Below are 19845 nucleotides of genomic sequence, written 5' to 3' on the forward strand. Positions count from 1 at the left end.
ATTACGTTAAATAAATTCAGGGAACGTAAGTCACTTGCAGGACCCAGCCTTGGGAGCCGTCGGCGTTGGAGCGTTGCCAGCCAACGGATACGGGTAAATGTTTCAGAAAATAGATGCCGACGCCTGTGGAAAGCTGGCCCTTGGAATGCGTGCCGGAAAGCCAGTCGGCGAGTAAATGTATTTTTTCATACCAAATGCCGGCGTCCAGTCCCAGCTGCACACCCTCGATCGGGCCTTCACCCAGGTAGCCATTGTTTGCCAGATAGCCGCCGGCTGCTAATTTATAATGATCACCTGCAAGCGATGCCGCAAGATTGGTATATGTAAAATAAACCAAATGCTTCTTATGGGCAAGATTTGTCCCGATCAATCCCCCAATTCCGATTCCCAGCACTTTGTTGATCTTAAATAACTTCTGCGTATTGACGAGAAGCAAAGGCGCATAAGGTTCAACTACACTGGAATCGTTGCGGACAAAGTGATGTGAAGCCCGTTCATAATTTACATTAAACACATTGACCCCCACTTCCCAAAATTTACCAAGCCCGTAAGTTGCAGTGGTTGTGGAATTAATAACGTCTTGGATTTCAAATTGCTGCTGAAAACTAAGCTTATTCTTTTCCGTAATCTCAGACGAGGAAACATTAAAAATAGTAAGCTGCGCAAAAGAACTCGTCGCTGAAAAAGTTAATGCACATAAGAAGTAGTAAATCGTTTTGATCATATGGAAGGATAAATATTCTTAACAGGAATAAAAAATCCTTGCCAGTATACGTCTAAAATGACTTTTCCTTAAATCAACCCCAGCCCAGCCGCAAGTTTAATAAGCGAGGCTGTGTTGGAGACTTCGAATTTCATTAACAGGTTTTGGCGGTGGCTGTTTACGGTGGTTACGCTGATGAAGAGTTTGTCGGCGATTTGGGGGTTGGTGAGACCTTCGGCGATGAGGAGAAGGACCTCTTTTTCGCGGCGGGTCAGGAATGGGATTGTTTTGGGTGTTGGCGTTGCTGCGGCCTGATCGAAATTGACATTCATAAAATAGCCACCGGCTTGCACTTGCTGAATCGCTTCCAGGATCTCTTCTTTGCTGGAACTTTTAATGAGATATCCCGAAGCCCCATTCTGGATCATGCGCGACACGTAAGCGCGTTCACTAAATGTGCTCAATGCAAGCGTCTTCACTTCCGGGAATTGATCCTTAACCTTCTTACAAAGCTCAATACCGCTGATATCGGGCAGGTTAATGTCCAGAAAAGCGATATCCACTTCGTTGGATTTTAGAAATGCAATGGCATCGATGGCATTAGAGGCAGTGCCTACGACTGATATGCCTTCACTTTCAGACAAAAGGGATTTCAGGCCTTCCAACACCATTGGGTGGTCATCTACAATCAGGATTTTGGTGCTCATAAGTTGAGGCAAATTTGGGTTACGTTCTTTTTGCTAAAAGCACTTTATACTTCAATTTCTACCAGCACCGACGTGCCTTCTTCGGGCTTTGATTGAATGTCAAGCTTACCATTGAGATAATCCACCCGTGCCTGAACATTCCTGAATCCAGCGCCTTTGCTGGTTTCCAGGCTCTTGACATCAAAACCTTTACCATTATCTTCCACGGTAAGGTTTACATTGCTGCCTATCCTGGTAAGCTGCACCTGCGCTTCGGTCGCCTCGGCATATTTAAGGACATTGTTCAAAAGCTCCTGTACGACGCGGTAGAGCACGATTTCGATGGATGAATCGAGACGCTCTTCGAAGCCGAAGTCCTGCATTGTTACTTTTAACTGTCCGGACGCGCTGATCCCTTCGCAGAAATCGCTGAGGGCTTCGATCAGGCCAAACCTGACCAGCGTTTCGGGCATCATGCTGTGTGCTACGCGGCGCATTTCGCTGATGGCGCCATCCAGTTGTGTGATTGCCCGGGTAAAGGTCATAGCGCTTTCCTCGGGAAGAATTACATTTCCTTTCACGGAATTTAAAGTTAATTTAATACCAGATAATAATCCGCCGAGACCGTCGTGCAAGTCCCTGGCTACGCGGGTGCGTTCCTCTTCCTGGCCCTTCAAAATCGAGTTTGTGGCTACCAGCTGTTTTTCCTGTTGTAATTGTAAGACCTCCTGCTCAGCAATCCGCTTGCGGATCGCAATGTTCCTGTAAATCAAAACTGCTATAATGATGAATGCGATAAATCCTCCTATAAGGCTGTAAATTAGTGTGTTGCGGGTTTGTTTTTCCTTTTCTAATGTTACGATCTGCTTTTCTTTTTGAGCCGTCAGATACTTTGTGTCCAGTTCCTGTAATTGTTTTTGCACGTCAAGACCCTGGATTGAATCATTCATAATGTTGTATTTCATCAGATAATCATAGGCGCCTTTATAGTCGTTTTCCCGCGCCAGATCGGTTGCGTAGTCCTCGTATAATTCCACCAAATGATCTGTCATTTTATTAGCTTCTGCAATTTTGAGCGCCTCCTGGGTGTATTTGGCGGATAGGGCAGTGTCATTATAATCCTCTGCAACGAACATTAGCGCTCGCAGGCACTCCATTTCCAGAAATACATTGCCAGTTTTTCTGGCCAGGGCCAATCCTTTTTCTCCATATTCCCGGGCAATGTCCAACTTTTTCAGCCCCCGGTTCACCCGGCAAAGCCCGCCGTAAGCTTGTACAATGAAAATGTCCGATTTGATTTTTTGAGCCACCGCAAGTCCCTCAGTATAAACTGCCAAACCTTCTTTATAGCGCTTCAAATTGAAATAGTTGCCGCCAAGGTTGGTCAGGATGTCGGCCAGTTGCAGGCTGTCCTTCATTGGGCGGGCGAGCTGCAATGCTTTTTGTTTGTATACCAATGATTTATTGAAAAGATTGGCGTGCTCAAATGCGGAGCCTATGCTGATGTAAAGTCTGGGCAAAAATTCCTTCATTCCCAGCTTTTCAAACTGATCCGCTGAGCGTTGGTAATATTTAATAGCTTCGGTAAAATTGCCCATATAGACGTAACTGGTGGCAATATTGGCCAGACTTTTACCAATGTTCACCTGGTGTTTCATGTCTGTTGCAATTTTCAGGCTCTCCTTATTCAATTTAAGTCCTTGCTCAAACTTGCCTTGCAGGTTCAGTATATAAGTGTAGTTGGAGCGGAATTTGAATTTTCCAATGTTATAATCCAGCTTTTGACTTAATGCTTCTGCTTTGAGATAATATTTGCCGGCGCTGTCGATGTTCTGGTTTTCGAGCAGATTACCATATTCAATGTAAGCCAGCACGCGGTTTGTATCCTCCTTACTCTCCCTGATCTTCTTTAAAATCGCATTTGCATCGCCGCTTTGCGCGCTTACATGAGCATAAATAAGAATGAATAAAGCCGTCGTAAAAACTAATTTCATCGATCGTGGAGGAGTTTTGACTTGAAAATTACGGGTGTAAAATTCCTAAATAAAACCTTTCAATAATATCCTCTAAAAGCATGATTTTTCGAAAATCCTACTTTCAGAGGATTGATTGGCGGGCTTGAACCGATCTACCTTTGTCGGGTCAAAAAGGACATTTTATGACATTTATTTATTCAAACATTAATTAAAACAGCCATGAAAAAGATTTTCCTGATTTTATTCCTGAGTACATTGTTTTTTGCCTGCGAAAAGGACAAAGACAAAGATCCTGCACCCGAACTGGCTGCGCAGGTTGCGGGCACTTATAAGGTTACCGAGCTGAATGTGGACGGCGTTAAAACGCCATTGAATGGAGCAGTAATAACGGTTCAGCTCGACAAGTTCTCTGCCGAAGTGGTAACTGCAAAAATGAAAGCGAAGATTGACGGCGTTTCTGAACCTGATGAGGATCTGGGAACATTAAATCTTAAAAATTCGGGAAGCACGGGAATTGACATTTACGAGGGCACCGAAAAAGTGGGCAGTGTAAAATCCAATAAGCTGAACATTTTTGTAGTTTTTGAAAACCAGGAAATTGAAATGATCGCTGACAAGCAATAGTGCCCCCCTCATTTAGTATAGCCATGAAATAAAAATCCGGCACAGATATACCAGTTATCTGTGCCGGATTTTGTTATTTAATTGAAGAGATCTCTTTCGGATAGGCTTCCAGTGGCACGTTAGGGATATATCCTTTTGTTCCGTCTTCTGTTTCGACTCTGAAACCTTTTGCCATTTCACCCAATATCCTAACCAATGTATTAGCGGACAGGGAAGCAATCTGACCGGACTTTTCAAACTGCGGTGAAGCGTACAAATTGGCTTTACGCCGAATGCGGACCGTATCGCCAAGCCAGCGCGAGCGCTGGGGCAGACCGGCAATTTTTTCTTTTCGATTGTCTATGAATGGTAACGGATTAACGGCCCCTGCACCACGTGCATAAATACCGAAGTGCAAATGTGGCGCAGTGGTAATCGCATTTCCCGTGTTTCCAACCAATCCAAGTGTATCTCCAACCACAACGCGCTCACCAACCGAAACCAGCTGACTGTCCAAATGCGCATAATATAGGGAGTATGGGCTGCTCATAGAAGAGAGAAACACGACTTTTCCACCGAGATTATTGGTTCCTGTTTGCGTTACGAAGCCATTTTGCGCCGCAACGACCGGCGTTCCGCGTTTGGCCCGGATGTCAATCCCCTCATGAGAGCGCACACCCCCGTCGCGATCGGCTCCCCAGAAACTGATTACAGACGACATGCTATGCCCGGAAACCGGGAAGCCTAATGCAGGTTCAGTGGTTAGTGAGAGCGAAACGGCCGTTTGCTCGTTCAGGCCGGTTTGCAAGCGCAGAAGTAAAGTGTCGGAGTCGTTGTTGATATAGGTCAATGATTGTGTCTTGTCTCTAATGTAGTCGAGTCGCTGCGGTTTGCCGTTGCGCTTGATTTTATAAAGTTCCATGAAGAAATGTGCAGACGTGTCGCTAGGCTCCCGCGAAGGCGTGATGACTAATTTCCTTCCCTCCGGAATGTTCAAACGGATTGCCTGCGCCGGGACAGAATCGCCCAGATAAAAGCGCTCCTGATAGGGCACATTAGAAAACACCGAATCATTCAGCACAGCTTCACCAACGCTGAACCACGTTTGGCCAGCCGCAGTCTTCTCCATTTTGGCCTTATATAGCTCCTTCTCATAATGTTCCCGCGGCGTTACAGGAAACCAATGCGAAACCGGCACCGGCTTACAGGAAACGGCGAAGGCTATGATAGCCAGAAATAGTATAAAGCGAACAAACATGCTTATGGGGATAACGGCATTGACCTATTTCCCGATAGTTAACAAATTCGTGCCATTGGAAAAGTGGATTGACCAGTTGTAAATCAGCCTCCCTATATTATCCGGCAGTATCATTCATTCAACAAACTTTTCTACCCATGCAACAATTCGATTCAGCTACCCAACCCGCTTATAAACGGTCTCTGTTGCTTTGTCTTCCTGGCCTTCGGGGGAAATGTTGTAGGCTGTGATGATAAGATTATCGTTGTCGAGGAGCTCGATTACGGTGCGCCAGCCCCATGGTTCGGGGATTTCCGGGCCGCCGTAACTGCCGAGGACTGAAAAGTCGGAGGCCTGGGGAGCGCCGCTGGATAACATGATGCCTGTGCCCATATGGAAGCTGTCGATCCAGGCCGATTGCAATTTGTTGTTCTGAATGTCGAAACCGTAAATAGCGATGCCTTCGAAGGGCTTGTCGGTTAAGGAGCCTTTGTATTCGTGCATGACAAATCTGCCTCCCAGTATAGGGCGGATCGTTCCTTCCATGGGCGACTCATCTGCTACTACGCCTGGCTCGAACCAGGTTTTGGTGGTCCCTTTCCAGGTTCCGATCAGGGATTGCAATTGATTATGGACGCCTGATTCCAGGGAAGTTTCAAATTTTGATTTGCTCATTGTTTTTTGTTTTTAGCCACGGATGCACGGATTAACACGAATAGCATTTAAACCCGACAAATGTGCGCTGGATCCCGAATTACACTTCATCATATGTCAATTTAATGCTATTATTTATGACAAAAATATGGGTATCATTCATAATTTATGACTTTTAAAATCAGCAAATAGGGGCATTTGAGACAAAATAATATTATATTGTCGGGCATTTTGCTTTAAATCGCTATAACAATGATACAGTTAGGTCTTTTGATTACCAATAAGCATCGTTTGCTAAGTGTAGCGGCTATTCTGGATGTTTTCGAATCGGCAAACATGTTTTATGAACGCGAGCACGGAGCTCCGTTTTTCAATATTAATCTTTATTCTCCCGAAGCTTCCCCGTCTCAGTTTTATGGGGCTTATGAGATCAGTTCAGTCACTTCCGCCACGCAGCAAAATCTGATTTTGGTGCCTGCATTCGGTGCTGGCGACCTGAAATCGTCCATTGCAAAGAATCAAATCTGTATCCCATGGCTTTGGGAACAGTATCAAAACGGGGCCGAGATAGCGAGCTTTTGTACAGGCGCATTTTTACTGGCCGCTGCGGGGTTACTCAATGGGAAAGAGGCTACGACGCACATTGATTCCGCCATGGCGCTAGCGTCTAACTTCCCGGACGTGATCATGAAAAGTGATGCGGTTGTGACCGACGATAAGGGCATTTACACAAGTGGCGGCGCAACAAGCAGCTTTCATTTAATGCTGTATCTCATCCAGCGGTTTTGCGGAAAGGAACTGACATTGCGTACGGCAAAAATGTTTGCAATTGATATGGACCGTGAGCAGCAGACCTATTTTGGGACATTTTCCCCATCATTGGATCATGGTGATGGTTTGGTGAATATGGCGCAGCAAAAAATTGAAAAGGAATACCAGGAAGGAAGCACGATTGAAACCCTTATCCAGGACATTCCGGCCAGCAGGCGCAATGTAGTTCGCCGTTTCAAGCAGGCGGTTGGCGTTACGCCCATCGAATATTTGCAGCGAACGCGCATAGAAGCTGCCAAAAAACTGCTGGCGCAAACGGATCAGAGTGTCCTGGAAGTAATGTTGAACTCAGGTTATAATGACCTGAAATCGTTTCGGCAGCTGTTTAAAAAAAGCACGGGCGTTACGCCAAAGGAATACCGGGACAAATTCAACATTTCAAAACTCGATGGCAGCCGCATGGCAAATCGCGGCACAGCGCATTATTTGAATTAAACCAAAAATGCCTGGGATTAACTTCAATGTTGAATCCCAGGCGCGTTACAAGAATGCCTCCATGTACTAATGGTTCCTCAATGCACTTTTGCTACTTTTCGAAATGTGCTTTGGTTTCCCTGCTTCACTTCAATAATATAAGCGCCGATGGGCATATGCGTCAGGTTCAGTTTGTGAGATAGCTTGTTTGCAGACTTGTTTACAACGTCATTTTTGTATAGTCTCCCTGTTTTTGCATCAAAAACCTTCACTTCAACATTTGCACTGCTTTCATTCGCCAACTCAACGTTTACAAAGTCTGTTGCAGGATTTGGGAAAACATTTACATCTTCGTGCAAGGGCGGTTCCGGGGTTAATTCAGGAGCAGGCGCTGCGGCGGTCCGCGCATTAGGGGCGTTTGAAGCGATTACGAAAATCGGAGTTTCGGTAACAGTAACTGTCACTTTTCCATCCACGATGCCTTTTTCCTGCACAGCCATATAGTCGCTTCCTGCGGTCGGCGTGTAGACTTTTGCAATCCCGGATTCTCCCAGATTAAGCGTGTATTCGGCTGTGCGGCCCACTTCATCAGGCACAGCAAGGATAAACAGTGACTTGCCATTCAATTCATAACGGTCTACAACCGGGTCGGCGTGAATGGTCTCTTTGTAAACATAATCACCGAAAAGGTTTTTGGTCTGGATAAAATAATCTGTGACAGGTCTGCGTGAGAAATCGTCGTTGATCATGCCCGATGTTCCAAACATCCAGTCGTAAGCAGGATTGTCATCATACATTTGATAAAAGAAAACTTTTTCAATTCCGTGTCTGGCGGAGAAAAGCGAAGTCCTCAAAATCCAGTCGGCCTGAGTTTGCTGCGCTGATTTATTGCCGATCGGGATGGCTTTGAGCGGGCTGCTCTGATGCAGGTCATAACCGGCTTCTGTAATCCAGACGGGCATATCCTGAGAAACTTCTCTTGATGCCTTTACAAAATTGTCAAGGATAACATTGGCATTGGTCACCTCCGGCGCAGCTCCGCGGGTCGAATTTCCACCCTGGCTGGATGAGGCATCATCCGTATAAAGGTGGAAGTTCACAACATCCCAGCACAGATTCACACTTCCATCCGCACGGTAACCTCTAAATTCTTTGCACCAATCCACCATTCCCCTGAGATAATCAGGCCCCGTTACCATTCCGGCAATGACCACTTTCATATTCGGGTCAGCATTTTTCACGCCAACAGCGGTTCCCATCGTATTCTTGTGGCCATCATAAAATGCGGACATATTAGCCGCATATTCGCGGGCTGTCTGATAACCTTTGCGGCCTTTCCACCATTTATCCCGTTCGTTATCACATTCAATGTATTTGATCAGATTCATGCCGATTTTCACCTCATTAGGCGGATCATTGGTCCAGCGTGGAATCGTCGATACACTCAGCAAGCTTGGATCAACATTCAAATTGCTGCCATAACGGGCTACATACTGGAATGCAACTTTGGCCTGCTCAATATAAGAAAGCGGATCTTTAAAGTCTTTTCCATAGCGTACAGGCACATTTTCAGAATCTCTCTCATTTTCCGGATACGATTGCAGCATCCATGGCGGCAATGTTTTCAAGCAAGCGAGCACTTCGATATTTTCCTGTTTCAGCCTTTGATAAATAAGGTCATAATTCCAGCTTCCGCTGCGCGTAGGGTTAAAAGAAAATACGCCCTCATCGGCTTCCAGTTTTTCCCAGTCCATATAGTGACGGAATCCTGAAAAACTTTTCGCTGCCGTCACTTTTGGTTCTACGAGCGATTCAATATGCGCGCCGTCCTGAAAGTTCCACTCGTAACCGTTAACACCCATCATGTCTTTCAATCTGATATTCTTGGCGCGGGTAGGGCCATTGGAAGGTGCTGCGGGCGTATGACTTCCGTAAAATTCTATTTCGGTAGGAAGGACGTCAGGAAGAGTCAAAACGAGATAACGAATGTTAGAAACGGGTGCATCCAGGTTGAATTGGTTGTTCGAAGCCCGGTCAGGATAGGGGCCTACCCATCCATTATATACGGTTCCGGTAAACGTAGCAACAGGAATCCGCTGCCATTGATCATTTATGACCGACAAAATCATTGGGCGATCAACTGTCGAACCCACATAGTCAAAGAATTTGACACCTTCGAGTGTTATTTGCTCGCCATCCAGAAGCGGATAATATGCATCGTAATAGTTGACAACTTTTCCCCAGCCCGTCAAAACTTCCGTTTGCGTGTCGCCGTCAAACAGTTTGTCCAGGCCAGTCGTTGCATTGGTTACCTGGTACCAGCGTTTCGGATCTAATGTAATTTTCGCCCCGGCAGTCGGATTCGTTGGATTGGATTGTCCGGTTACTGTTAAGTTCCTGCTTACATTTTCTGCGGCCAGGAAATGCTCACTGCCCGATTGCGAAGCTGTTATCGTAGTCTGACCAGCACCAACAAGTGTTGCTTTCCAGGAACCCGTTGCATTGGAAACGGTTGCTACTGCAGTGTTGGAAGACGTGAACGTGATTGGCGACTCATTATTATTGCTGCTGGCTGCCAGATCAAATGTTCCTATCTCCAAGCCTTTATCGCCTATTTCGTTGAATGTAATCGTCGATTGTTCCTGAACCGAGCCAGCCGAAATCTCAAACCAGTTCAGATTGAACGCGCCGCGATTTGCATGAATGCGCAAGATCTGACTTCCTGCCGGAAGATTCACAGTTGTGCGGATCGTGTTATAGTTGTTCCAGCCACCTGTTTGAGGGACATTAATGCTGCCCAAGACAGTGCCTGCGCCATTTTTGATTTCAATGTTGCCATTGCCATAACTGTTGGAAACCCGAAACCCGATCGTATAAGCACCGGCTGCTGCGATTTTCACATTGTAATCAAGCCAGTCGCCATCGTCAATGTAGCCAACGGTCGTACCGCCATCCGTGTCGGTTGTTGATTCCAGACGCACGTCGCTGGATAGGTCGAAAGTTTCTGCTTCCATTTTGCCTGCCAGCGGGCGCGATGCCTTGGCTTCGAACCAGTTGAAATTCCAGCCGGTTTTCAGCGCCTGCACCCTCAATGTCTCGTTTCCAGCCGGAAGTGAAACCAGCATATTTACTGTTTTGTAAACCTGCATTCCCCCGGTTTGTGGCACCGTGGTTCTGCCCAATTCCGTTCCATCACTTTTTTTAAGGGCAAAGGAAGCTTCGGGGCTGTAACCATTCGATACGCGGTAACTCATTGTGTAAATACCTGATTCAGCAGTGTTTATCTGGTATTCCATCCAGCTGTCTTCCTGGATCCAGCCCACATTTTCACCGCCGCCATCGTCAGCAGTTGTTTCAGTTCCTACATTATTGGAAGCATCGAAACTTTCAGCCTCAATTTTTGCTGGTAACGCCGTGCCGCTGGCTGCCGCCGCTTGGGGAACAAGCTCAAACCAATTAAAGTTGAACGCGCCCTGAGGAGTTGCGAGGTGAATAACCTGGCTTCCGGATGGTAAAGTTAATTGTGTAGATATGGTGGCCCAATTTTGCCAGCCGCCTGTTTGAGGTACATTCAGTTGCCCTAGTAATGTTCCGGCTGCGTTTTTAATCTCAATTATACCTGATCCATAACTATTGGCAATCCGGAAATTGGCCGTGTAAGTGCCGCCTGCAAGATTAATGTTGTAATCCAAAAAATCGCCGTCGTCAATATAACCGACATTCAGGTTTCCGTCTGTATCGGACGTTGTTTCGGTTCTGACATCGCTTACCGCATCAAAATCTTCCGCTTCAATCCTTCCCGAAACATTACGGGACGCCGCAGCTTCGAACCAGTTTAGGTTGAAACCGCCTTTCTCGGCATATACTCTTAATGTTTGATTGCCTTGCGGAAGGAATACTACAAAGTTTACGGTGTGATAATTTTGCATTCCGCCCGTCTGTGGCAGAACACGTTGACCTAGCTTATCGCCATTAGCAGATTTCAGGGAAAGGGCAGCTTCCGGACTGTATCCGTTGGCAACTCTGAAACGAAACGTGTAGTAGCCTGCAACTGTGGCAGTAACGCTATAATCCATCCAGCTGCCATCCTGGATCCATCCCACATTTTGACCGCCATCGGCATCTGAGGTCGCCTCAGTGCCTACTGAGTTCATGGCTGCATAGTCTTCTGCTTCTACTCTTCCGGGAAGTGCTTTATAGGACTGTGCCTGAATTAGAAAAGAAGCAAATAGAAAATAGGAGAGTAAAATTTTTTTCATTCGTGACGGGTATAATTTTCGTCGGAAGATACAATTTGTTTAAAGTATTTTATAAAATATGTAGAAACTTTTCTAGGCTTTGTCTGCCACTACTTCCATTAAATAGAATTCGTATGGTTCCAGTACCAGAAATTCAGCATCATTCCCGGGCTCAACACAAATTTCCCGCCAATGGTCGTAAAGCTTTTCAGGCGCAATGCCGTTGTGCCTGAACGCCTGCCAGGTAAGGTAGGCACTTTCATTACTATAATTAAAAATGCAGTAAAGTACTTTCTCCCGCCCATTTCGTACAAAACCGGCAATGTGAATATTATGCCTGGGCAGCCATCTGGTATTTTTTGTATCAGAAACGACGTCAAGGCTTTTTCTGATCTGCAGCAATCTTTTGATCCCTGAAAAAATTTCGTTTTGAATGTTGCCTTCGACCTCATTTCCATAAGACAGAAAAGGAAGCCCGCCGAGAAAGAAGCTGTTTGCCTGCACCAGCAAAATGCGTTGAATAGCCATGCTGATCTGCATTTCACTTTTCTCCTGAATTGCCTTGTCCAGACCGCATAGCGAAGCTAATGTGGCGCTGTTTTCGTCATCATCTGGTGTTACAAAGTTAATCCAGGTTGTGCCAAAAGGTTTCTCAGTTAAATTAGTTTCTGCTTCGATCATGGCGGTAACCTGACCCGAAGCCAACGCGTCCCATTGCAGTGACATTTGCGTATCGTTATATACAAAATCACATTCTTTGGCACTATATCTTCCCTCACCAAAGAACTTCAAAGCATCTTCTGATGAAGTCGTTGCTTTTACAGCCAGAGCCAGGCCAGGCGCCGTAACCTGCAAGCATTGTTTGATTAATTGCAGCGTGGTATGAATTTGCGATTGGGCGTCATGGAAATCCGGAGCATTAATCCGCAATATATCTGCACCATGATTGGCGCAGAGAAAAATTTCTTGCAATAGGTTTACAATCGACGCAGATTGAGAATGATCCGATCTGTCCTTGTCTTTCAATGCAAGGTCTAGCATCAGATACATGCTATGCTCGTGAATTACTCTCGTTACTTCGTTAAGATTTTCTTTAACCTGTGTCAGATGCAGGACATTGATACCCAAATCCTGCAAATAGGGAAGCCTTTCTGCTAAATTGTTCAGCGTATCATTCAAACGGTCCGTCTGAATATGCATTCCGGCAAGCTCGTTGCTCAGATACCAATTTTCCGACTTTCTATTATCACGTTCCTTTAAATCCTGGGGCCTGCTCAGATGAGCGGATATCAGCACTTCGATCAGCTTTGTGAAGTTGGCGCTGGATTCCGGATGGTCATTATAAAGTTGTGTGTATAAGTCTCGAATTTCTGCCGCATGCAAAACAAGCTTCGTATAAAATTTCTTATCTGCGTCGGCAATGTCAAGATTATTGTTTTGTACGGCGTCAAAAAGTGCCGTTACGATCTGATTGTTGTCCATGATTCTAAAAATTAAGCCACTTCACTCCGAACTGATATTTAATCGACAGAACTGTAATAGGAGTAGATGAGACTTATTCAGGCGGTGCCGCGGCTTAATTAAAAGCAGGGATACCGGGTTCTGTGCCTGGTTCACGCAGTGGTTCAACCTCGGGAATAACCGGCTCGACAGGCGGAAGTTCAGGTTCCGGGGCAATCGGCGGCGTTTCAGGTTCCCGCTCAAATGGTGGAGTTTCTTCCGGTGATTCAGGCGACGGCACTTCCGGGCGCGGATCAAAAGGCGGTGTTTCGCGCGGATCAGAAGGGTCATTCGCAATGCCAGCCCCGTCCCAGTATTCAGAAGCTATTTGATAAATATCCATGGTTTCAAACGTTTGTTGCTTGGTAGAAATGTAAAAGGCAAGGATACAATAACTGTGCCGAGGCAAGATGCACATTCCGGATTGTCAATGCTTTCTGATGCAGATTGATTTAAGCTTGTTTAGTGCTCTTTCAAAATTTTTCAAAGTTTTCCGCCTTATGGGAATTTTTTGTGAGGTTGCTTTGTAATGTACGCACTGTGCAGTTTATTAATACATTCAAATTTATCTATATATCGTTAATCATGGAGGTCAGGAGAGTGGAGCGGATATCGAAAGCGTTGAGCGACCCCAGCCGTATTCTCATATTACAGGAGTTGCGCCAGAAAGAAGATTGTTTGTATTGTCACGAGATTTCCGATTTTATCGACTTAACCCAACCCTCGATTTCCCATCATGTTAAGCAACTGGCAGACGCTGATCTGATCCTGGTTGAAAAAGAAGGAAGAAACGTGAAATACAAATTGAACAAAGAGGTTCTCAATGAATACGTTGAGTTTTTGAACAAATTAAAAATCTGAGTTTTTTTACCCTGATATATCGATACATTTCGATATATTAATAAGTAACCGAAGTTTACTTGATCCGTCTGTCTCTGGAATGAAGTAAATTCTGCGAAGCAATATTAGCCATGAAAAGTAAATCACTATTAGCCATGAAAAATAATAAACCATTATCTAATCAATCGAAATATTTAAATTAATCTATATATGGAAAAGACCATTCAATCAGCCAAAATCATATCAGGCCTCATTATTACGGGCGTGATATTGCTATCCGTATTCTTCAAAGGATACACATCCGAAAAGCCAAAGCCAGCTACGCCGGCAGCTGCCACGCAGTCAACCGGAACTCCGGTCGACGGGCAGGTGCTTAAAGCGGAATCGTTAAATGAGGAAATGACCGTTTCAGGAACGCTGATGGCGTATCAGGAGGTGAATATTTCAAGCGAACTCAACCGCAAAGTGGTTGCGGTGCATGCCAGAGAAGGAAAATTCGTAAACGCAGGAACATTGTTGTTCAAATTGGATGATGCGGACCTTTTGGCCGAATTGGAACAATTGAAACAGCAGGAAAAACTGGTTCTGCTTAACGAAAGAAGACTTAAAGACCTGATTGACAAAGAAGCAGCGATTCAACAGGACTACGACCAGGCATTTACAAATCTTAAAGTTTTACAAGCAAAAATTGAACAGCTGAAAGTAATGATCGCGAAAACGAGCATACGTGCTCCGTTCAGCGGTTACCTGGGCATTGTGAATGTTTACACCGGTGCTTTCGTCACGCCGGGAAGCCCGCTTGCCTTGCTAACAGACAACAGCCGCCTGAAAATTGACTTCGCCGTTCCCGAAAAACATGCAAATACGCTGAAAACAGGCGATGAAGTGCAGTATAATGTTGAATCCAACGACAAAATTTACAAAGGAAGGATTGTAGCGCATGAAGCCGGATTGGATCAAAAAACCAAAACATTGCTGATGCGTGCGGTGACGGATAACAAGGGGAGTGAACTTTTACCCGGGCAAAGTGCGCGCCTGACGTTACGTTTAAGCAACACCGGTAATGCATTAATGGTCCCGAACCAGGCTCTGATCCCTTCTTCAAAAGGTTATAGCGTGTATGTGGCCAATGCAGGCAAGGCAGGTTTTAAAGCCATTGAAGTAGGCGAGCGAAACGCTTATGCTGTGCACGTTACAAAGGGACTCGCGCCCGGCGACACGATTATTACAAGCAATATGCTGCGTCTGACACCCGGTTCCGCCATTCAATTGGTCTCTGTTAAATAAAAAATCTATTAATCATGAGTGCTATTTCACAAGTAAGTATTTCCCGGCCGGTTCTGGCCGGGGTGATGTCCGTACTGCTTATACTTTTCGGGATTGTGGGTTACACCTTCCTTGGGACACGCGAATATCCCGTTACAGATTCGCCGATTGTGATGGTAACAACGGTTTATCCTGGTGCGAGCGCCGATATCATCGCTTCGCAGGTTACAAAACCATTAGAGGAAGCCATTGCCGAAGCGAACGGAATCCGTTCTGTTTCATCCACTTCCCGCGAACAGGTGAGCATTATCACCGTTGAATTTGAATTGAATGCAGACCTGGAAGCAGCTGCGAATGATGTTCGGGATAAGGTTTCAAAATCCCGCCAGCAACTGCCGACAGACATTGAACCAACCATTGTAGAGAAAGCCGGGCCTGCGGATTTCCTGGTTTTTCTAACCGTTCAGAGTAAGACCAAAACACTGGAAGACGTTACCGATTTTGTTAATATCAACATTAAGGAAAGGCTCCAATCCATTCCCGGGGTAAGGCTGGTGGATTCGTATGCAGGCAGAAAGCGCGCGATGCGATTGAGAATGGATCCCGTGAAACTGGCCTCTTATGGTCTGACGCCAACAGATATTCAGACTGCATTGCAACGTGAAAATGTGGATTTACCAAGCGGTCGCATTGAGGGCCAGAACACAGAAGTCACCTTGCGGACGCAGGGAAGGCTCGTTACTGAGGATGATTTTAACAACATGATCCTGCGGGAAAGTGACGGCGCTATTGTTCGCTTCAAAGATGTGGGCCAAGCCGTAATGTCATCGCAGAATGAGCGCACGGCGATGATTATTTATAATGGTAAAATAGCTGAATACGGCGTTGGAACGGGTGTAAGCCCGCAACGTGGCGCCAACTCGCTGGCTATTGTGGATGAGTTTAAGAAACGGTTTGAAGAAATTAAAAAAACAGCTCCAAAAGAATACGAAATCGCCCTTGGTAAAGACTTTACAGTTCCCGTAAGAAACTCATTATCAGAAGTTGAAGAAACATTGCTGCTTGCATTTGCATTGGTTTCACTCATTATATTCGTTTTTTTGAGAGACTGGCGAAGCACATTGATCCCGCTGCTGGCCATCCCCGTTTCAATCGTTTCGGCATTCTTTATCATGTACATGGCCGATTTCTCGATCAATGTTTTAACACTCTTAGGACTGGTTCTGGCGATCGGGCTGGTGGTAGATGATGCCATCATTGTTTTGGAAAATATATACAGCAAGGTGGAAGAGGGGATGTCGCCCATTCAAGCGGCGCGGGAGGGCTCCAATGAGATCTATTTTGCGGTAATTTCAACCACTATTACACTGGTTGCCGTGTTCCTGCCCATCCTCTTTTTGGGTGGCCTTACAGGTCGTTTGTTCAAAGAATTCGCGATTGTTGTGGCGGGTTCGGTGACTGTTTCAGCTTTTGTAGCACTTACTTTAACCCCCATGATGAGCGCCTATCTGCTCAAATCGGGCACTTCGCAAAACTGGCTTTACAAGAAAACGGAGCCGTGGTTTATAGCCATGAACGACGCTTACGGAAGATCGCTTTCCGCATTTATGAAAGTGCGATGGCTTGGAATTGTGCTGCTTTTGGTGTCGTTTGGAGTCGCTTTCTGGCTTGCGCCGAAGTTGCCTTCCGAGCTGGCGCCTCTGGAAGACAGGTCCATGATCGGGCTGGCCGTAATGGCTCCCGAGGGAACTTCCTATGAGAGTATGGAGCAGAGTATGAAGGAGATAGGGAATTTTATCAGCGATTCTATTCCGGATTTGAACCAGCAGCGCACTTATACAGCCGTTGCAGCAGCGGGTGGAACATTAACACAGCCGGTGAATGGTGGATTTCAATGGATTTTCCTGGAAGAACCAAAAGACCGTAAAAGCGGACTTACGCAGGGAGAGATTTTCAATAAATTGGTTGTTGCTTCTCAGCGGTTCAGAAATGTCCTCATTATTCCAGTCCAAACACCAACAATTGGAGGTTACGGAAATACGCAGCCCGTTCAATATGTGGTTCAGGCCCCTGATTTAAAAGCGCTTATCGACATTATGCCCAAGTTAATGGGAGAGGTAAGTGCAAATAAAAAACTCGTTTTCGCCGACGCAGATTTTAAAATAAACCGCCCCGAAATCAGCATCAGCATTGACCGTCAGCGGGCTGCGCAACTGGGTATTTCCACTCAAGCCATCGGGCAGACGTTACAACTTGCGCTGAGCAGCAGGAGATATGGCTATTTTATTCACAATGATCGCCAGTACGAAGTGATCGGCCAGCTCGATCGGGAAGACAGATCCGCGCCTTATGACTTGAAATCGTTGTATTTAAAGTCAGGAAGTGGTCAAATGGTGTCCCTGGATAACCTTACGAAGCAAAATGAAGGCATCAGCCCTCCCGCCATTTACCGTTACAACCAATCTTACAGCGCAACCATTTCTGCAACCCCGGCGGCCGGCGTAAGTTTGGGGGAAGCCATTCAAGAATTGGATAAAATTACGTCCAAAGAACTTCCTAAGGGTTTCAGCACCGCATTAGCAGGACAAAGCCGGGATTACTCCGAAAGTAGTTCAAGCCTGATTTTTGCATTCATTTTTGCTATCGTGTTGATATATCTGGTTCTGGCAGCACAGTTTGAAAGCCTTGTGGATCCGTTTATCATTTTGTTGACAGTTCCTATGGCATTAACCGGGTCATTGCTAAGTCTTTGGTTTACAGCACAAACTGTCAATATTTTCAGTCAAATCGGGATCATTATGCTCATTGGTTTGATCACCAAGAATGGAATCCTGATCGTGGAATTTGCCAATCAGAGCAAAGAAGGAGGTGCTTCCACATTTGAAGCCGCAAAAATAGCAGCGATATCCAGGTTCCGCCCGATCCTGATGACCACGCTCGCCATGATTTTCGGAACATTACCCATCGCATTGTCGCTCGGAACAGCATCGGGAAGTCGCCAATCGCTCGGTATCGTGGTTGTAGGAGGCTTGATCTTCGCCGGCGTGCTCACTCTTTATGTCATTCCTTCCATCTATTCTTACCTGTCCCGACCACACAAAAAGCGAACGGAAGACGGAAACGAGTCGGTGGCAGAAGAGGCCTTACTACACACGCATTAATCCTTTCAGGAATATAATACCACATGAAATCATGAAAAAGTCAGTTTTAAATCCATATAAAATATCGGCACACGCATTTGTTATTGCATTGCTGCTGAGTCCCTTACTGTCTTTGGGGCAGAGCCAAACATTGTCTTTGCAAAAAGCCATTGAGTTAGCGCAAAGCCGGAACCGCGATCTCCGGATCGATTCGATCAACATTCACAAAGCCAAACAACAGACCGCCATTACGCGCGGTTTGTTGATGCCAAACATCAGTCTTACAGGTCAGTTCCAGCATTATTTTCAAAAGCCGGTTTTCTTTGGTTTGAATGGGAATACCGGGAATTCTGAAAAAATCGGTTATGCACGTTTTGGTGGTGAAGACATTGGTGCAGCACAAATTTCGCTGGTTCAGCCCATTTATAATTCCGGTGCTAAGCACGAGATCGAGCGCCGCAGGCTGCTTGAAAAACAAAGTCAGCTTTCATTTCGCCAGAGAGAAGTGGATGTGGTGGCGCAGGTGAAGCAAAATTACGTTCAGCTGCTTGTTCTGAATGAAAGATTAAAGTTGCAAAAGGAAAGCATTGTCAGAAACCAGAAAGCCTTGAATGATTCACGCTCGCTGCTCGCGCAAGGCCGCGCATTGCGTGTGGACACATTACGCGCATATACATCCGTAAAGAATCTGGAACCGGACGTGCTCAGGCTGACGTATGCATTGCAAATAAGCCAGCAGCAATTGAGAAATTTGTTAGGGGACGTTTCGGAAACAAACTACATTCTCTCAGACTCGCTGGAACTTAATGCCAGTGAATCAGTCCCGGCGGAAGACGAAACCTACAAGCTGTCCATCCAGCAGCGCCCTGATTTACAAATTCTGACATTGAACAAGGAAATCAGTGACAAAGAAATTGAGTTATACAAAACTGCGCGATTGCCGGTTGTGAGCTTTATCAGCCAGTATCAGATCCAGACGCAAACCAATCAGTTTCGCTTAGGAAACGCTGCTTATCCACCTGTTTTTTATGCCGGGGTGCAGTTTGCTATTCCTATTTTCAGCGGAAACCAGAATATTAACAAAATTGCATTAGGCAAAATTGAAAGACAGCAAGCCGATGTCATTTACAGCAATGCGCAGGAGCAACTTAAATCCGAAGTAAAACAGGTTCTGGCTAGTTTAATCGAAACCTCCGAAAGGATCAAAACCCAGCAGAATGTCTCGGAAACTGCCGAGCTCAGCTATTCCATCACAAAATACAGATACGAAAAAGGCGTCGCATCCAGGCTCGAACTAATCGATTCCGAATTCGCATTAACATCAGCCAAATCCAATTATCTGGAAGCGGTCTACGATTATCTATCCTCAAAAATCGAACTCGATCGCATTACAGGGAATGTAAAGGATCAGCTATAATATTTACTCAGCGTTAATAATGATCAACTGGTTGTGTTTAGGTTGTGTATTAAGAAGAACCCCGGATTGTGTCTGGGGTTCTTCTGTTTTTAACTTATTGTCTTACAATTTTGTCTACTGCTACAGCATTCCTAGTTTACCGTATTTTCTTTTAAACGAGTTTATTCCGATGCTGCTCTTTTCTACTACATTCTGTATCCATGTATCTTCATTCCAAGTGTAACTAAATTCACGGCTGCTATTCGATGAAACAGCTTGGTTTAGGTAATTGGTTTCATTTACCGATTTAATAGAATTGAAGTTAAAGTTACCAAAAATAGGGAGATACTTCGCCCGCCCA

Annotated in this window: 14 protein-coding genes; 6 read left to right on the top strand and 8 right to left on the bottom strand. The window is 45.5% G+C overall.

The genetic code is table 11. The annotated features are described in order from the left end of the window. Positions 1–16: 16 nt before the first annotated feature. The 3 genes from LZG74_RS03725 to LZG74_RS03735 form a co-directional block, all read right to left on the bottom strand. Positions 17–724 carry a hypothetical protein gene (locus LZG74_RS03725; protein WP_233795261.1) on the bottom strand — a complete coding sequence of 236 codons (708 nt, stop codon included), beginning with the start codon at positions 722–724 and terminating at the stop codon, positions 17–19. 68 nt (positions 725–792) lie between these two features. Next, positions 793–1410, bottom strand: a complete 618-nt coding sequence (locus LZG74_RS03730; RefSeq protein ID WP_026630505.1) for a response regulator transcription factor — start codon at positions 1408–1410, stop codon at positions 793–795. A 44-nt stretch (positions 1411–1454) separates the two neighbouring features. After that, positions 1455–3383 (bottom strand): sensor histidine kinase, encoded by a 1929-nt coding sequence (locus tag LZG74_RS03735; protein WP_233795262.1) that lies wholly within the window; start codon positions 3381–3383, stop codon positions 1455–1457. A 201-nt stretch (positions 3384–3584) separates the two neighbouring features. On the opposite strand from LZG74_RS03735, the gene LZG74_RS03740 reads away from it, so the two are divergent. Further along, positions 3585–3989, top strand: a complete 405-nt coding sequence (locus LZG74_RS03740) for a hypothetical protein (protein WP_233795263.1) — start codon at positions 3585–3587, stop codon at positions 3987–3989. Positions 3990–4062: 73 nt separating this feature from the next. Here LZG74_RS03740 and LZG74_RS03745 read toward each other — a convergent pair whose 3' ends face one another. Further along, positions 4063–5226 (bottom strand): M23 family metallopeptidase, encoded by a 1164-nt coding sequence (locus LZG74_RS03745; RefSeq protein WP_233795264.1) that lies wholly within the window; start codon positions 5224–5226, stop codon positions 4063–4065. Between the two features lie 156 nt (positions 5227–5382). Further along, on the bottom strand, positions 5383–5880 hold the full coding sequence (locus LZG74_RS03750) for a DUF1579 domain-containing protein (protein ID WP_233795265.1): 498 nt from the start codon (positions 5878–5880) through the stop codon (positions 5383–5385). A gap of 231 nt (positions 5881–6111) precedes the next feature. On the opposite strand from LZG74_RS03750, the gene LZG74_RS03755 reads away from it, so the two are divergent. After that, positions 6112–7125, top strand: a complete 1014-nt coding sequence (locus LZG74_RS03755) for a GlxA family transcriptional regulator (RefSeq protein ID WP_233795266.1) — start codon at positions 6112–6114, stop codon at positions 7123–7125. 77 nt (positions 7126–7202) lie between these two features. On the opposite strand, the gene LZG74_RS03760 is transcribed toward LZG74_RS03755, so the two are convergent. From LZG74_RS03760 to LZG74_RS03770, 3 genes are all read right to left on the bottom strand, one after another. After that, on the bottom strand, positions 7203–11363 hold the full coding sequence (locus tag LZG74_RS03760; RefSeq protein WP_233795267.1) for a carbohydrate-binding protein: 4161 nt from the start codon (positions 11361–11363) through the stop codon (positions 7203–7205). Between the two features lie 72 nt (positions 11364–11435). Continuing rightward, positions 11436–12824 carry a hypothetical protein gene (locus tag LZG74_RS03765; RefSeq protein ID WP_233795268.1) on the bottom strand — a complete coding sequence of 463 codons (1389 nt, stop codon included), beginning with the start codon at positions 12822–12824 and terminating at the stop codon, positions 11436–11438. Between the two features lie 94 nt (positions 12825–12918). Next, on the bottom strand, positions 12919–13185 hold the full coding sequence (locus tag LZG74_RS03770) for a filamentous hemagglutinin (RefSeq protein ID WP_233795269.1): 267 nt from the start codon (positions 13183–13185) through the stop codon (positions 12919–12921). Between the two features lie 242 nt (positions 13186–13427). On the opposite strand from LZG74_RS03770, the gene LZG74_RS03775 reads away from it, so the two are divergent. The 4 genes from LZG74_RS03775 to LZG74_RS03790 all read left to right on the top strand — a co-directional run bounded on the left by LZG74_RS03775 (position 13428) and on the right by LZG74_RS03790 (position 19505). Next, positions 13428–13703, top strand: coding sequence for a helix-turn-helix transcriptional regulator (locus tag LZG74_RS03775; RefSeq protein ID WP_233795270.1), 276 nt, complete (start codon positions 13428–13430; stop codon positions 13701–13703). Between the two features lie 189 nt (positions 13704–13892). Then, positions 13893–14969 carry an efflux RND transporter periplasmic adaptor subunit gene (locus LZG74_RS03780; RefSeq protein ID WP_233795271.1) on the top strand — a complete coding sequence of 359 codons (1077 nt, stop codon included), beginning with the start codon at positions 13893–13895 and terminating at the stop codon, positions 14967–14969. A gap of 14 nt (positions 14970–14983) precedes the next feature. Continuing rightward, the gene (locus tag LZG74_RS03785) at positions 14984–18109 is read left to right on the top strand and encodes an efflux RND transporter permease subunit (protein ID WP_233795272.1); all 3126 of its coding nucleotides are present in this window, start codon (positions 14984–14986) and stop codon (positions 18107–18109) included. Between the two features lie 31 nt (positions 18110–18140). Beyond that, positions 18141–19505: a TolC family protein gene (locus LZG74_RS03790; RefSeq protein WP_233795273.1), complete on the top strand. Its 1365-nt coding sequence runs from the start codon at positions 18141–18143 to the stop codon at positions 19503–19505. Positions 19506–19845: the final 340 nt, after the last annotated feature.

It is taken from the genome of Dyadobacter sp. CY327 (assembly GCF_021390415.1).
Lineage (GTDB): Bacteria > Bacteroidota > Bacteroidia > Cytophagales > Spirosomataceae > Dyadobacter > Dyadobacter chenhuakuii.